This window comes from Kitasatospora sp. NPDC057936, assembly GCF_042887525.1.
Classification (GTDB): Bacteria; Actinomycetota; Actinomycetes; order Streptomycetales; family Streptomycetaceae; genus Kitasatospora.
The window spans coordinates 36,364-50,820 of sequence record NZ_JBHVPD010000012.1 but is presented as its reverse complement, the minus strand read 5'-3'; the positions used below and the strand labels follow the sequence as shown (position 1 = coordinate 50,820).

Annotated in this window: 8 protein-coding genes and 1 pseudogene; 5 read left to right on the top strand and 4 right to left on the bottom strand. The window is 71.4% G+C overall.

What is annotated here, in order from left to right; all coding sequences use genetic code 11:
- Window positions 1-461: 461 nt before the first annotated feature.
- A pseudogene (locus ACFVU9_RS09320) lies at window positions 462-884 on the top strand (FadR/GntR family transcriptional regulator); the annotation flags it as partial.
- A gap of 64 nt (window positions 885-948) precedes the next feature.
- Here ACFVU9_RS09320 and ACFVU9_RS09315 read toward each other — a convergent pair.
- The 3 genes from ACFVU9_RS09315 to ACFVU9_RS09305 all read right to left on the bottom strand — a co-directional run bounded on the left by ACFVU9_RS09315 (window position 949) and on the right by ACFVU9_RS09305 (window position 6,795).
- A complete protein-coding gene (locus tag ACFVU9_RS09315) occupies window positions 949-1,923 on the bottom strand; it encodes a glycoside hydrolase family 6 protein (protein ID WP_387591549.1) in 975 nt (324 codons plus the stop codon).
- 101 nt (window positions 1,924-2,024) lie between these two features.
- Window positions 2,025-3,497 (bottom strand): endo-1,4-beta-xylanase, encoded by a 1,473-nt coding sequence (locus ACFVU9_RS09310; RefSeq protein WP_387591546.1) that lies wholly within the window; start codon window positions 3,495-3,497, stop codon window positions 2,025-2,027.
- A 310-nt stretch (window positions 3,498-3,807) separates the two neighbouring features.
- The gene (locus tag ACFVU9_RS09305; protein WP_387591543.1) at window positions 3,808-6,795 is read right to left on the bottom strand and encodes a glycoside hydrolase family 48 protein; all 2,988 of its coding nucleotides are present in this window, start codon (window positions 6,793-6,795) and stop codon (window positions 3,808-3,810) included.
- Between the two features lie 379 nt (window positions 6,796-7,174).
- Here ACFVU9_RS09305 and ACFVU9_RS09300 point away from each other — a divergent pair, with 379 nt between their 5' ends.
- Both ACFVU9_RS09300 and ACFVU9_RS09295 read left to right on the top strand, forming a co-directional pair.
- A complete protein-coding gene (locus ACFVU9_RS09300) occupies window positions 7,175-9,196 on the top strand; it encodes a glycoside hydrolase family 6 protein (RefSeq protein WP_387591540.1) in 2,022 nt (673 codons plus the stop codon).
- A gap of 57 nt (window positions 9,197-9,253) precedes the next feature.
- Window positions 9,254-10,753 carry a cellulase family glycosylhydrolase gene (locus tag ACFVU9_RS09295; protein ID WP_387591537.1) on the top strand — a complete coding sequence of 500 codons (1,500 nt, stop codon included), beginning with the start codon at window positions 9,254-9,256 and terminating at the stop codon, window positions 10,751-10,753.
- On the opposite strand, the gene ACFVU9_RS09290 is transcribed toward ACFVU9_RS09295, so the two are convergent.
- Window positions 10,754-11,788, bottom strand: coding sequence for a LacI family DNA-binding transcriptional regulator (locus ACFVU9_RS09290; protein ID WP_387591534.1), 1,035 nt, complete (start codon window positions 11,786-11,788; stop codon window positions 10,754-10,756).
- A gap of 279 nt (window positions 11,789-12,067) precedes the next feature.
- Between ACFVU9_RS09290 and ACFVU9_RS09285 the strand changes: the two genes are divergently transcribed.
- Window positions 12,068-13,417 (top strand): ABC transporter substrate-binding protein, encoded by a 1,350-nt coding sequence (locus ACFVU9_RS09285; RefSeq protein WP_387591531.1) that lies wholly within the window; start codon window positions 12,068-12,070, stop codon window positions 13,415-13,417.
- 52 nt (window positions 13,418-13,469) lie between these two features.
- Window positions 13,470-14,453, top strand: coding sequence for a carbohydrate ABC transporter permease (locus ACFVU9_RS09280; RefSeq protein ID WP_387591529.1), 984 nt, complete (start codon window positions 13,470-13,472; stop codon window positions 14,451-14,453).
- Window positions 14,454-14,457: the final 4 nt, after the last annotated feature.

The following is a 14,457-nucleotide window of genomic DNA, read 5'->3' as shown; positions in this document are numbered from 1 at the left end:
CGGACCGCCTGACATGTTCAGGTGAAATCTCCTTCAGTCGGTGCGAGTTGTCAATACTCCGCGCACCAGCGGACCGACGGCCACGGTTCGGTCCCACCCCGACTCCGGGAGGGGCGGCAACCCTCGTGCGCAGGCGGCAGCCCCTGGGCGGCCCGGGAGGCGGAGCACACATACGGGTCGTCGATCCCTAGCTCCGACCGCCGCCGCGCATCGCCGGCACGGGCAGGTATGCGGCGGCGGGGCCGGGGCAAGACCGGCCCCCGTGAACGAGCCGCACTCATCGGCAGACCGCAGCCTGCGCCGTGGGACTCCTCACCTCAGCAGGAACTTCGCGCGCTTCGGAGCACGTGGCATCCCGGGGTGCCGCTATGTGGTTCGTCCATGTGGTTCGTCAAGGAAATCGGGCTGCGTCCGGAGCCGTGACCAGGCGCGATGGCGGGATGCCGGATCTGCCGTGGGATTTCGAGTTCCGCAAGGTCCAGGAGACGGCCGCGAGCAGCCTGGCGGCCACCCGGGCCACACCCGCCGAGCTGCGCACCATCGAGGTCGCCATGCAGCAGTGCCGGCACGGGTTCGTCCACGGCCAGGTCGACGTGTTCAACCAGGCGGACGACGACTTCCACACGGCCGTGGCCACCGCCGCGCACAACACCTTCCTGCTCAGCGCCGTGCGCGATGCACGCCGGCTGCAGCGCCAGTCCAGCGCCATCGGCATCCACGACGTGCTCAGCGAAGGCACCAAGGCCGCGGTCGAGGAGCACGAGGCGATCTACCGGGCCATCCGCGACGGCCGGCCCGACGAGGCGGCCGCCGCCACGGCGGTGCACCTCGACCGGACGCTGGAGGACTACCGCCGGGAGATCCAGCGACGCCTGTTCGGATAACGGCGTGAGGGGAAGCCGCGGCGGGGCGGCTTCCCCTGCATCGTCGTCGTGCCGGTTCCTCGCCTCAGTAGCCGTAGACCAGGTTGTAGGCGACCTGCGGCAGGAACTGTCCGGCGGTCGATCCGGTGCCGGTGCCGCAGTTGCCGTCGGATTCGCCGGGCGCCTTGATCCACAGCAGCATCTCGGCGCCGCCGCCGGCCCGCGTGGGCGTGCCGATCCGCCGCCCCGCCGGGTTGCACCAGGTGCCGTCGGATCCGTTGCCGTTGCGGCTGGTGTCGATCACGTACGGCTTGGTGAACCCCTTCGCCGCCCCGAGGACCGCGTTGACGGCGTCGCCGTACGCCGTGTTCTGTGCGGTGGGGTAGACGTTGGACACGTTGAGGGAGAACCCGTGGGCGCCGCGCACACCGGCCGCGGCCAGGTGCTCGGCCATGGTCTCGGCGCTCAACCAGGCGGGGTTGCCGGCATCGAGGTAGACCCAGGTGTTCCGGGCCTTGGCGTTGAACTGCGCGATGGCGTTGCGCAGCAGGGCGTTGCGCTCGGAGATCTGAGTCTGCGTCATGCAGCTCTCGTCCCCCAGCGAGTCGGGTTCGAGGACGACCACCGCCGGCCGGTTGCCGATGCCGTCGGCGAACGCGGCGATCCAGCTGGCGTAGGCGGCGCCGGAGCCCGCGCCGCCGCCGGACTGCCCGGCGCAGATGTCCCGGTCGGGGATGTTGTACGCCACCAGGATCGGCAGTTTGCCGCGGGCGGCCGCGGCTCCGACGAAGGACCCGGTCGCCGTCCCGATGGTGCCGCTCCAGTTGCCGAACCAACGCGCCGTCGGCACGTCGGCGATCGACGACCGGATGGCGGGGGCGCGGCCGTCGCCGGGGTTGGCGTTGAGCCACTGCTGCGCGCTGGAGTCCGGGTCGACGTAGAAGCCGCTGGTCATGGTGGTGGGATCGGCGGCGTACGCGGTGCCGGGGTGGACCGCAACCAGCAGGCCGGCGAGTGCGGGGGCCAGGAGCAGGGACAGCTTGGGGAGCGCACGGCGCACGGTGCTTCCTTCCCTCGGTGGGGGCGGGGGGATTACTCGCGGGCGCAGTGCGGCCGGATGGTCCCGGAGCCCCGGTGCCGTCCGGCCGCACCCGTTCGGTGTCAGCCGAGCGTCCACTGCTGGTTGCTGCGGCCGCTGCAGCTCCACAGCTGAACCAGGGTGCCGTCGGCGGTGGAGGCGCCGGGCAGGTCCAGGCACAGGCCGGACTGGACACCGGTGACGGTGCCGTCCGTGTTCACGTGCCACTGCTGGTTCGCCTGGCCGTTGCACGGCCAGACGACCACCTTCGTGCCGGAGCCCGTGCCCTGTGCGGAGGCGTCCAGGCACATCCGGCCGGCGCCGCCGTAGACGCTCAGCTGGTCGGCGGAGGTGTGCGTCCAGATCTGGTTGGTGCCGCCCCAGCAGCTGTAGATCTGCACCTGGGTGCCCGCCGCGGTCGAACTGTTCGGCACGTCCAGGCACTTGCCGGCGCCCACCGCGTGCAACTCTCCCGTCGTGCCGCCACCACCGCCGGTGCTCGATCCGCCGAGGGCGGAGAGCGCCGCGGAGTAGGCCGGCTTGGGCTGGTCGTTGTCGTCGTACATGGTGGCGGCGCCGTATCCGGGGAAGGTGCCGGGGATCCACGAATGCGCGTCGTCGATGCCCCACTGGCTCACGCCCACGCAGCGGGAGACCGCCAGGCAGTCCCGCACCACGGCGGCGAAGTCGGTGCCCTGCTGCTGGAGGGCCGCTCCGGACGCCGGGAGCTGGATCCGGTCGTCCAGTTCGGTGACGGCCACGTCCAGGCCGAGGTTCGCGAACCGCTGCATGTTGGCCTGCATGTCGGCGGGGATCTGACCGAGGATGAAGTGGCTCTCCAACCCGATGCCGCCCAGCGGCACACCCTGGGCGAGCAGCGACTGGGCGAGGATGTACAGGGCGTTGCTCTTCGCGTTCTCGCCCTCGATGTTGTAGTCGTTGATGTAGAGCTTCGCCCCGGGGTCGGCGGCGTGCGCGGTACGCAGCGCGTCGGCGAGGTAGTCCGTTCCCATCGCCCGGTAGAACACGTCGGGGACGAGGGAGCCGTCGCCGTTGAACGGCTCGTTGATCACGTCCCAGGCGTAGACCTGTCCCTTGTAGTGGGTGGCCTCGGTGGTGATGTGCGCCTCCATGGCGGAGCGCACCTGGCTCAGCGGCAGGTTCGACACCCAGGAGGGAAGTTGGTCCTGCCACACCAGGTTGTGGCCGCGCACCCGCATGCCGTGTGCCCGGGCGAACTGCACGAGCTGGTCACCGGGCCCGAAATCGTACGAGCCGGCAGCCGGCTCGGTGGTGTCCCACTTCATCTCGTTGCCCGGGGTCAGCATGTCGAACTGCGCGCCGGCGACGGCGGTTTCACCGCCGACCCCGAGGTCGCCGTCCGTCAGGGCGGTGCCGAAGTACCGGCCGTCCGCCTGCGCCGCCGCCTTCAACGTGCTGCCGGCCGCCGTGGCCGGGGGCGTCGCGGCCGTCACGCCGGCCGCGAGCACCAGCGCCATGACCACCACGGCGGCCCAGGTGTGGTGAAGCCTGATCAGGATCTTTCCGAGAGGCATGGACGCCCTCCAATGTCGCTCCAGGGGGAGGCGCACACCCGCGATACCGGCGGGTCGTGGCGCACGAGCGATGACGGCGGTGGCACCGTCGGTTCGGGAACAGGAGCGCTGCGGCGGCCGTCCGGCAGAACGGCGCCCGGTGGGGATGCGCTCCCGTGGCCAGATAACTCGGTGTGTGCGGGACCCGTCAATACGTGGTTGAAAGTTTCGACGATGTTTCGGAAAACCGGCGGCCAGGCGGTCGGCACGGTCGTGCCCCGGCTCCGGCTCCGCGCACGCCCGCGGAGCCGGGGCCGGAGCCGGGGTCTGCTCAACTGCCCGGGTTCACCGTCGGGAACAGCTGGGCGAAGGTGTCGAAGGCGGTGGCGATGTCCGCCTCGGCCCAGAACCGGTGGTAGGTGAAGACCGGCGCGGCACCGCCGTCGAGGTAGGTCTGCACCTTGGACCACTGCGGGTCGCGGGTGTACCAGGGGCGGATGGACAGGAAGGTGTTGCTCGCCGAGCTGATCCGGGTGCCGTCCGGGTAGCTGCCGGTCCAGCCGGGCGGGACGTACAGGCCCTGGTGGGTGGTCGGCGAGTACGCCTGGGTGAAGCGGCTGTAGTCGGTGCGGGTCTCGGCGGCCGAGTAGCCCAGGCCGTCGGTGTACTTGGCGTGGAGGGTGTCCAGGACGTTCTGGGCGAACGTCCGGGCGCTGCTGCTGCCGGACTTGGCCGCGTAGTACGAGAGGGTCTTGGCGAGCGAACCGGCCACGCCGACATCGGTGGCGGTGCCGCTCGCGGCGACGTGCAGGCCCGCGTTGCCGCCGGGGCCGGTGGCGCTCCAGGTGTCCGGCGCGCCGGTCCAGGAGAGCTTGTCGGGGGTGGTCAGGGTGCCGGTGGCCGGGTCGGCCCGGGAGACGGACATCGCCCACGGGACCCACTTGTCGAGGATGGCCTTCGCCCGGGTGTCGCCGGTGGTGTAGTAGTACTCGGCGAACCGCTCCATCGACCAGGTCTGGAACCCGAACCACTGGTTGGAGGCCGGGTCGTGGTACTCGGGCTGCCAGTCGTAGTACAGGCCGTAGAAGGTCGGGTCGCCGGCCGGCGGTGCCGCGTCGTCGCCGTAGTTCCCGCCCCAGCTGTTGGTGGCGCCGCCGGCGATGCCGCCCTCGGTGGACTGCAGCCACTGGAAGAACTGGAGCTGCTTGTCCAGGCTGCCGGCCCAGTCGGTGGCGCCGCTCGGCGAGAGCGGCTTCAGGCCGGGGTCGTTGGCGAGCACCCAGGCGGCCATCGGGTTCTGGTAGCCCTGGTGGGCCGCGGAGCCGGAGATCCGCCACGACCAGCTGCCGTCGGCCGCCCCGCCCCAGGCGAAGTACCAGGTGAGCAGGCCGAGCTGCTCGTTCGCCTTGGAGGTGCCGCCCGGGCAGGTGGTGGAGCCGAGGCAGTTGCCCGCCTGCTTGAAGTACTTGTCGTAGAGCGAGTAGCGCAGGTAGTCGCCGAGCTTGGCGGCCTTGGCGAGGGTCGCGGTGATGGCCGCGCTCTTGCCCTGCGTCTTGGCGAACTGCTCCGCCCAGTAGGCGGCCTGGACCAGCCGGGCGTCGGCGTCGGGCGCGTCGGTGTACTTGTACTGCTTGCTGTAGTTGCCGCCGCCGTCGTTGAACAGGCTGAGGAAGCCGGAGCTGCTGTTGCCGTACTTGAAGAGGTCGCAGTCGGGCTGCGGCACGGTCTCCCAGACCGACTCCTCCGGGCCGCGCTGGAAGGTGTTGATCAGGCTGGGCTTGCTGGTGCCGTCCTCGCACTGGCCGAAGCCGTACTTGTTGTCGGCGTCCAGCAGCCAGGCCGGGGCGTACACGTCCGCGCTGCCGTAGGCGCTGCTCAGCTCGGCGGAGAGCGGGTCGGTGCCGACCGGCACGCTGCCGTTCAGTTTGGCCGGGTACTGGTCCGGCTGCGCCTTCTCGGGACCGTACTCGCCGGGCTTGGCCGGGTTGTAGGTGCTCTGGCCGGGCTGCTGGGCGTGGCTGGGGATCAGATGGGTCTCCAGACTCGTCCAGGCGTTGTTGAAGCCCGTCCAGTCACCGGTGACCCGGCCGTAGTCGGCCTCCAGCCACAGCCAGTAGCTGTAGGTCTCGGAGGTGGTCTCGTGACCGTAGTCGGGTGCCTCCACGATCAGGGTCTCCACCGCGTGGTACGGGATGCCCTGCGGGCTGAAGTACCCGTTCGCCGGATTCTTGATCTTGCTGTAGAGGTCCAGGAAGTACTGGTCGTAGCCCGAGGTCTTCGCCGCCTCGGTCACCGTGACGGCACCGGAGCCGAAGCCGGTCGCGGAGGCGGTGAAGGTGGCGGTGCCGCCGACCTGGCCGGCGTCGGTGCCGGCCGCGACGGTGACGGTCTGCGGGACGTTCCAGTTGCCGGGGGTGAAGGTCAGAGCGGCACCGGACGTGACACCGAGGTCCGTGTCGCTGCCCGAACGGGCCACCGTCACCGTGGTGGTGGCGGTCGGCGCCTGGGAGAGCGCGACCGTGAAGGTGCCGGTGCTCCCCTGCTGGACGGCGAGCGAGGCCGGGCTGACCAGGACGCTCGGCCCGGCCACCTTGATCGCGACCGGCGTGGAGGTCGTGGTGGCGCCGGCGTCGTCGGTGGCCACGGCGGTGACGGAGTAGTCGCCCGCCGCCACGTTCGCCCAGTCGATGCTGTACGGCGCGGTGGTGGCCGTGCCGATCAGGGTGTTGGAGCCGGCCGAGGTCGAGGCGTAGAAGTCGACCTTCGCCACGGTGCCGTCGGCGTCGGCCGCAGTGGCGGACACCGTCACGGTGGAGCCCGGGGTGAAGGTCTGCCCGGCGGTGGGAGAGGTGAGCGAGACGGTCGGTGGCTGGTTGGCACCGCGGCAGGGGGTGCCGTTGACGGTGAAGGTGGTGGGGGCGGTGTTGGTGCCGCTGTAGGAGAAGTTGGCGCTGGTGGTGTAGGCGCCGCCGGGGTTGATGGTGGTGGCGTAGGCGGGGTTGGTGGCGGTGACGGTCTGTCCGGTCTGGGTCCAGTTGCCGTTCCAGCCGTTCTGGAGGGTCTGGTTGCCGGAGTAGGAGTAGCCGAGGGTCCAGCCGTTGATGGCGGTGGTGCCGGTGTCGGTGATGGTGACGTTGGCGGTGAAGCCGCTGCCCCAGTCGTTGCCGACGGCGTAACTCACGTTGCAGGAAAGGCCGGTGGCCGCCGCTGCGGTGGGTACGGTGAGGGAGCCGCCCGCCGCGGCGATCAGGGCGAGTGCGGTGGCCGTCGCGGTGATGGTGAGCCGGTTGCCCCTGAAGCGCAGGGCTTTGCGTCGCATGTACGTCCTCCAGATGGGTGGGGTACCGCCGCGCGGGTGGGGGCTGCGCGGCGGACGGAGGTGTGGCGTCATCGTGGGGTGGTGTGCTCGGCTTGGGAAGCGCCCGCCGGGCTCGGCGGCACGGACCGGCGGGCCCGGCGGGGCGGGAGCAGGGCGGCGACCAGCGCGGAACGCGGGCCGGGGGCAGCGGGCCGCCCGGCCCGACGGCATGTAAGTTACAGCGGCTTATGGGAGCGCTCCCGCGCCTATTGACGCCGTTTCTCGGTCCCTGGCTTGATGTTGAGGGGATCGCCGCGGCCCCAAGTGGGCGCATTCCCACCCGAATTCCGGCGATCCCGTCAGCCCGTCAGGAATCCCCATCCTCCGAAAGGACCCGGACGTGCCCCACCCCGTCCTGCGTCGCCTGCGCACGGCAGCGGCCGCCACGCTGCTCGGCGCCACCGGCCTGTTGCCGAGCGTCGGAGCCGCCGCCTCGGCACACGCCGCCCCCGCAACCCCCGCACGAGCCGCCGCCGACCACGTCGCCAACCCGTTCGCCGGTGCCACCGGTTACCTCAACCCCGACTACGCGGCCGAGGTCAAGGCCCAGGCCGCCTCCGACGGCGGCTCCCTGGGCGCTCTGGAATCCCAGGTCGCCGCCAACCCCACCGCCGTCTGGATGGACCACATCGGCGCGATCACCGGCGACGCCACCCACCTCGGCCTCCAGGCCCACCTGGACCACGCACTGGCCCAGCAGCAGGGCGGCACCACGCCGGTCGTCTTCCAGGTCGTCGTCTACGACCTGCCGGGACGGGACTGCGCCGCCATCGCCTCCAACGGCGAACTCCCCGCCACCGCAGCCGGGTTGACCACGTACGAGACGCAGTACGTCGACCCGATCGCGGCCGTCCTGGCCAACCCGAAGTACGCCGGCCTCCGGATCGCGGCCGTCATCGAGCCGGACTCTCTGCCCAACGCCGTGACCAACCAGTCCAAGCCGGCCTGCGCCACGGCCACCCCGTTCTACGAATCGGGCGTCGAGTACACGCTCAACAAGCTGCACGCGATCCCCAACGTGTACAACTACCTGGACATCGGCCACGCGGGCTGGCTCGGCTGGTCCAACAACATGGTGCCGGCGGGCAAGGAGTACGCGAAGGTCGCCCAGGCCACCACCGCCGGGTTCGCGAGCGTCGACGGCTTCATCAGCGACACCGCCAACACCACGCCGCTGGCCGAGCCGTTCCTGACCAACCCCGACCTCACCGTCGGCGGGCAGCCGCTCAAGTCGGCCAACTTCTACCAGTACAACCCCGCGTTCGACGAGTACCACTACGACACCGCGATGTACTCCACCCTGGTGTCCAACGGGTTCCCGAGCAGCATCGGCATGCTGGTCGACACCTCGCGCAACGGCTGGGGCGGCTCCGCCCGGCCCACGGCGCTCAACTCCAGCCCCACCACGGTGGACGCGTACGTCGCGGCCAACAAGGTCGACCAGAAGCCCTTCCGCGGCGACTGGTGCAACATCAACGGCGCGGGCATCGGCGCCCGTCCGCAGTCCGTGCCGTACGGCGCGGGCAACCCGATCATCGCGTTCCTCTGGGTCAAGCCGCCGGGCGAGTCGGACGGCGACTACCCGGACGCCGCCCACCCCCACGGCGACCCGCACTGCGACCCGAACGGCACCCAGAGCGACGGGAACGGCAACACCTACCCCACCGACGCCATCCCCGGTTCCAACATCCCGGCCGGGCAGTGGTTCCCCGTCCAGTTCCGGCAGCTCGTGCAGAACGCCTACCCGGCGTTCGGCAGCACCGGCGGCAACACCGGCCCGACCGCGCCGAGCGGGCTGACCGTCACCGGCACCACCAGCAGCAGCGTGTCGCTCAGCTGGACGGCCTCCACCGACCCGGCCGGCGTGACGGGCTACGCGGTGTACCGCAACGGCACCAAGGTCGCCACCGTGACGACCACCAGCTACACCGACACCGGACTCTCCGCCGCCACCGCCTACCAGTACACCGTCACCGCGCAGGACGCCGCCGGGAACGTCTCCCCCGCCTCCGCCGCGGTGACCGCCACCACGGCGACGTCGGGCGGTGGCGGCGGCAGCAGCGGCTGCTCCGCGACCTACTCGGTCGGCAACGACTGGGGCAGCGGCTTCACTGCGAATGTGAGCGTTGCCAACACGGGCGCCACGGCGACCAAGTCCTGGACCGTCACATGGAGCTGGGGCGGCACTCAGCAGGTCACCAACAGTTGGAACGCCACCACCGCCCAGAGCGGCACGGCGGTGACGGCCACCAGCCAGGCCTACAACGGCGCACTGGCACCGAACGCCACCACCAGCTTCGGCTTCCAGGCGACCTACTCGGGCGGCAACGCCGCCCCGTCCCTGACCTGCACCGCGAGCTGACCTCCGCCGGCCGGGGCCGCACCGGCGGCCCCGGCCCCCACCCCCGAGGAGCTCGGCATGCCCCGGACCGTCCCGCCCCGCACCGCCGCCCTCGCGGCCGCCACCGCCGCGTGCGCCGCCCTGGCCGTACTCCCCCTCGCCGCGACGGCCGCCCCCACCGCCGTCCTTTCCTGCGGTGTGAGTTACGCCGTCAACGACTGGGGCAGCGGGTTCACCGCCAACCTCACCATCACCGACACCGGCACCACCCCCGTCAACGGCTGGACCCTCGCCTACGCCTACACCGGCAACCAGACCCTCCAGAACGGCTGGAACGGCACCTGGACCCAGACCGGACAGACCGTCACCGCCACCAACCCCGCCTACGCCACCACCATCAACCCCGGCGCCACCTACACCACCAGCGCCAACTTCTCCTACAACGGCCCCAACACCGCCCCCACCACCTTCACCCTCAACGGCACCCCCTGCGGGCCGCAGTCGAGCCCGTCACCGGGCCCCACTCCCACACCGACTCCCACACCGACCACCACGCCACCGCCGAGCGGGCCGGCACCGGCCGTGCACGTCTCGGGCAGCACGCTGGCGAAGGCCGACGGCACCCCGATCGCCCTGCACGGGGTCAACCGCTCCGGGGCCGAGTTCATGTGCGTCCAGGGCCACGGCATCTTCGACGGCCCGGCCGACCAGGCGTCCGTCACCGCGATGAAGTCGTGGCGCGTCAACGCCGTCCGCGTGCCGCTCAACGAGGACTGCTGGCTGGGCCGTCCCAACGTCGACCCCGCCTACGCCGGCCCGGCCTACATCGGCGCGGTGCGGAGCTACGTCGACCTCCTGCACCGGAACGGCCTGGTGGCGATCCTGGACCTGCACTGGACCGACGGAGCGTACACCGGACCGTCCGCCGGCTGCCCCGACGCCAACGCCACCTGCCAGAAGCCGATGCCGGACGCCGCCGGTGCGCTCCCGTTCTGGACCTCGGTGGCGCAGACCTTCAAGGGCGACGACGCGACCGTCTTCGACCTGTTCAACGAGCCCTACCCGTCCCGCGCCACCGGGAGCGAGGCCAGTGGCTGGGCCTGCTGGCGGGACGGCGGCAGCTGCCCCGGGATCGGCTTCCAGGTCGCCGGCATGCAGGCGATGGTCGACTCGGTGCGCTCGACCGGCGCGGACAACGTCCTGATGCTGGGCGGCCAGGAGTACGCCAACGACCTCACCCAGTGGGCCGCCCACCAGCCGACCGATCCCCTGCACAACCTGGCCGCGTCCTGGCACTCGTACAACTTCAACGCCTGCGGCAGCAGCTCCTGCTGGGACACGCAGATCGGCCCGCTGGCGGCCCGCGTACCCGTCGTGACCGGAGAACTGGGCGAGAGCGACTGCGCGCACGGCTACCTGGACACCCTGCTGCCGTGGCTGGACCAGCACGGCGTCTCCTACCTCGCGTGGGCCTGGAACACCTGGGACTGCAGCAGCGGACCGGCGCTGATCAGCGCCTACGACGGCACTCCGACGGCCTTCGGCGCCGGCTACCGCACCCACCTGGCCGGCCCGTAGTCAGGCCGACTCCCGCACCACCAGTTCCGTCGGCAGGACCGTCTGCCGGCGGAACCGGCCCGGCTCGGCGATCTCCTTGAGCAACAGCCGAACCATCAACCGGCCCATTTCCTCGGTCGGTTGGCGAACGCTGGTGAGCGGCGGCTCGGTGTGCCGGGCCACCACGGAGTCGTCGAAACCGACCACGGCGACGTCCTGCGGCACCCGCCGGCCCGCCTCGCGCAGCACCTGCAGGGCACCCGCCGCCATCAGGTCCGAAGCGCAGAACACCGCGTCCAGGCCGGGCCGACGGGCGAGCAGCTCCCGCATGCCCTCGCGTCCGCCGCGCTCGGTGAAGTCCCCGTGGGCGACGAGCCCCTCGTCGGCCGGCACGCCGGCCTCGGCGAGCGCCTGCCGGTAGCCGGCCAGGCGCGCCGCCGCGCCCTCCATGTCGAGCGGCCCCGTGACGGTCCCGATCGCCGTCCTGCCTCGGGAGAGCAGGTGCCGGACGGCCGCTCGGGCGCCACCCGCGTTGTCGGCGTGCACGTAGCTCAGCGACTCCTCGGCCGAACGGCGGCCGTTGAGCACGGCGGGCAGCTCCAGCCGCTCCAGCAGCTCGGGGAGCGGATCGTCCTCGTGCACCGAGACCAGCAGGACGCCGTCCACCCGGCGGGCGGTGAGGTAGCGGGTCAGCCGTTCCCGCTCGTGCTCGTCGCGGACCAGCACCAGGAGCAACTGCAGGTCGGACTCCCCGAGTTCGGCGGAGACTCCGGTGATGATGTCGGAGAAGTAGGGCTCGGAGCTCAGCTTCGCGACGCTCTCGGGGATGACCAGCGCGACCGCGTCGGTCCGGGAGGTGACCAGCGAGCGCGCCGCCTGGTTGGGGACGTAGCCGAGTTCCGCGATGGCCTGCTCGACCGCCGCGCGGGCCTTGGCGCTCACCTTGGGCGAGCCGTTGACGACCCGGGACACCGTGCCCCGGCCCACGCCGGCCCGCGCTGCCACCGCCTCCAGGGTGGGGCGGGCAGCGGGTTGCTGCTGCGCGGCTCGGCTCATGATCGCTCTCCCGGCGGACGACGGACGACGGCGACCGCGGCGAGGACGGTCGGACGACACGGTCCGGTAACGGAGCCGATGCACGCCCTTGACACGCCTCGCGCGGCGAAGCAATCTTCCCACATCGCGGTGGGAGCGCTCCCACCCTGTGCGGACCATCGCGCACACCACCGCTCGCACCACCGTTCCCACCCAGCGTTCGCACTCAGCTCCGAGCACCTCCGGCCGCCACACGTGCGCGGCGCAGCCATGGACCAGCCTGGACAAGGAGATTCGGCCATGCGGAACCCCGGCACCACTCGCGGCGGCAGAGCAGCCGCCATCGTCCCCGTACGCAAGCCGCTGCCGATCGCCGTGGCCGTGGCCCTGAGCGCCGTACTGGTCGCCGGCTGCGACAGCGCGGGTTCCGGCTCGACCGGCACCGGGGCCTCCGGCGCCGAGATCACCCTGACCGTCGGCGACTACGGCACGTTCGGCTACAAGCAGGCCGGCCTGTTCGACGCCTACATGCGGGAGCATCCCGGCATCACCATCGTGGAGCACACCGTCGAGCAGGAGACCGACTACTACCCCGCCCTGCAGACCCACCTCGCCTCCGGCAGCGGCCTGGACGACATCCAGGCGATCGAGGTCGGCCGGATCGCCCAGGTGGTGAAGAAGCAGGCGGACCGGTTCGTCGACCTCGGCAAGGCGGACGGGGTCGACAAGAACGCCTTCCTGCCCTGGAAGTCGCAGCAGGCCACCACGGCGGACGGCCGCACGATCGGCCTGGGCACCGACATCGGTCCGATGGCGATCTGCTACCGCAAGGACCTGTTCCAGCAGGCCGGGCTGCCCACCGACCGCGAAGAGGTGGCCAGGCTCTGGCAGGGCGACTGGGCCAAGTTCGTCGAGACCGGCAAGCAGTACCAGGCCAAGGCGCCCGCCGGCACCTTCTTCACCGACTCCGCCGGCGGCCTGTTCAACGCCGTGGTGTCCTCCAGCACCACGCAGTACGACGACGGAGGCGGCCGCCTGGACTACAAGAACAGTCCCAGCGTCAAGAGCGCCTGGGCCCTGGCCACCGGTGCGGTCCAGGCCGGGATCAGCGCCGGGCTCAAGCAGTTCGACACACCGTGGTACCAGGCGTTCGCCAACTCCGGGTTCGCCACGGTCGCCTGCCCGTCCTGGATGACGGCCATCGTCGCCGACAAGTCCGGGAGCGCCAACAAGGGCAAGTGGGACATCGCCGGCGCCCCGGCCCCCGGCAACTGGGGCGGCTCCTTCCTCACCGTGCCGAAGGCCGGGAAGCACCGGAAGGAGGCCGAGGCGCTCGCCGCCTGGCTCACCGCACCCGCGCAGCAGGCCAGGGTCTTCACGACGGTCGGCAACCTGCCCTCCACCTCCGGGGCGCTGAGCCGGCCGGAGGTGCAGAACGCCAGGCTCGACTTCTTCGGCGACACGCCCACCGGGCAGATCTACGCCGCCACCGCGCAGTCCATCCGGCCGACCGTGATCGGCGAGTGGGACGGCCTGGTCAAGGACACCCTCACCAACGGCGCCCTGCTCAGCATCGAGCAGCACCAGAGCGACCCCGCCAAGGCGTGGAGCAACGCGGTCAAGGAGATCGACGACAAGGTCGGCGACTGACGGCCGGCTTCCCGCCCTTCGCCCGGTCCGCTCCCCCAGAGAGGTCACCACCATGCTCGACGAGGCCGCCCCGGCCACCTCCCGGGGCACGCCACGCCCCGCTCCCCCACGGCCCAGCCCCTGGCGCGCCCGGCTCTACCGGTGGGACCTGAAGGCCTCGCCCTACCTGTACGTCGCGCCGTTCTTCGTCTGCTTCGTGGCGTTCGGCCTGTTCCCGCTGGTCTACACGGGCTGGGTGTCGCTGCACGGCGTCGACCTCCAGACGCCCGACCGGATGCAGTGGCGCGGCTTCGGCAACTACACCCGGCTGCTCCACGACGACCTGTTCCGGAACGCCCTGCGCAACACCGTCACCATCGGCGTGCTGTCCACCGTTCCGCAGCTGCTGATGGCCCTCGGCCTGGCGCACCTCCTCAACTACCGCCTGCGCGGCCGGGGCTTCTTCCGGATCGCGATGCTCGCGCCCTACGCGACCTCGATCGCGGCGGCCACCCTGGTGTTCACGCTGCTGTTCGGGCGGGACTACGGGATGATCAACTGGCTGCTGGGCCACCTGGGCCTGGGGCGCGTCGACTGGGAGGGCGGCACCTGGAGCTCCCAGATCGCCGTCTCCACGATCGTCACCTGGCGCTGGACCGGCTACAACGCCCTGATCTACCTCGCCGCCATGCAGGCCGTCCCGCACGACCTGTACGAGGCGGCCGCGCTCGACGGCGCCGGCCGGTGGCAGCAGTTCCGGCACGTCACGGTGCCGTCCATCCGGCCCACCATCCTGTTCACCGTCGTGGTCTCCGGTATCGGGGCCACCCAGCTCTTCGGCGAGCCGCTGCTGTTCGGCGGCGGAGCGACCGGCCACAGCGGCGGTTCGGCCCACCAGTACCAGACCCTCGGGCTGTACCTGTACGACCAGGGCTGGTACGCCTTCCACCTCGGCCGGGCCGCCGCCGTGGCCTGGACGATGCTGCTGATCCTGCTGGCCATCGGCGCGCTCAACCTCGCCCTGGTCCGCATCCGCCGCGCCCGGAACGGGGGTTGAGCGC

What these genes read in the sequence shown, in the direction of transcription:
- ACFVU9_RS09285 (WP_387591531.1), top strand. Translation starts at nt 12,068, where the DNA reads ATGCGGAACCCCGGCACCACTCGCGGCGGCAGAGCAGCCGCCATCGTC.
- ACFVU9_RS09290 (WP_387591534.1), bottom strand. Translation starts at nt 11,788, where the DNA reads ATGAGCCGAGCCGCGCAGCAGCAACCCGCTGCCCGCCCCACCCTGGAG.
- ACFVU9_RS09305 (WP_387591543.1), bottom strand. Translation starts at nt 6,795, where the DNA reads ATGCGACGCAAAGCCCTGCGCTTCAGGGGCAACCGGCTCACCATCACC.
- ACFVU9_RS09310 (WP_387591546.1), bottom strand. Translation starts at nt 3,497, where the DNA reads ATGCCTCTCGGAAAGATCCTGATCAGGCTTCACCACACCTGGGCCGCC.
- ACFVU9_RS09295 (WP_387591537.1), top strand. Translation starts at nt 9,254, where the DNA reads ATGCCCCGGACCGTCCCGCCCCGCACCGCCGCCCTCGCGGCCGCCACC.
- ACFVU9_RS09280 (WP_387591529.1), top strand. Translation starts at nt 13,470, where the DNA reads ATGCTCGACGAGGCCGCCCCGGCCACCTCCCGGGGCACGCCACGCCCC.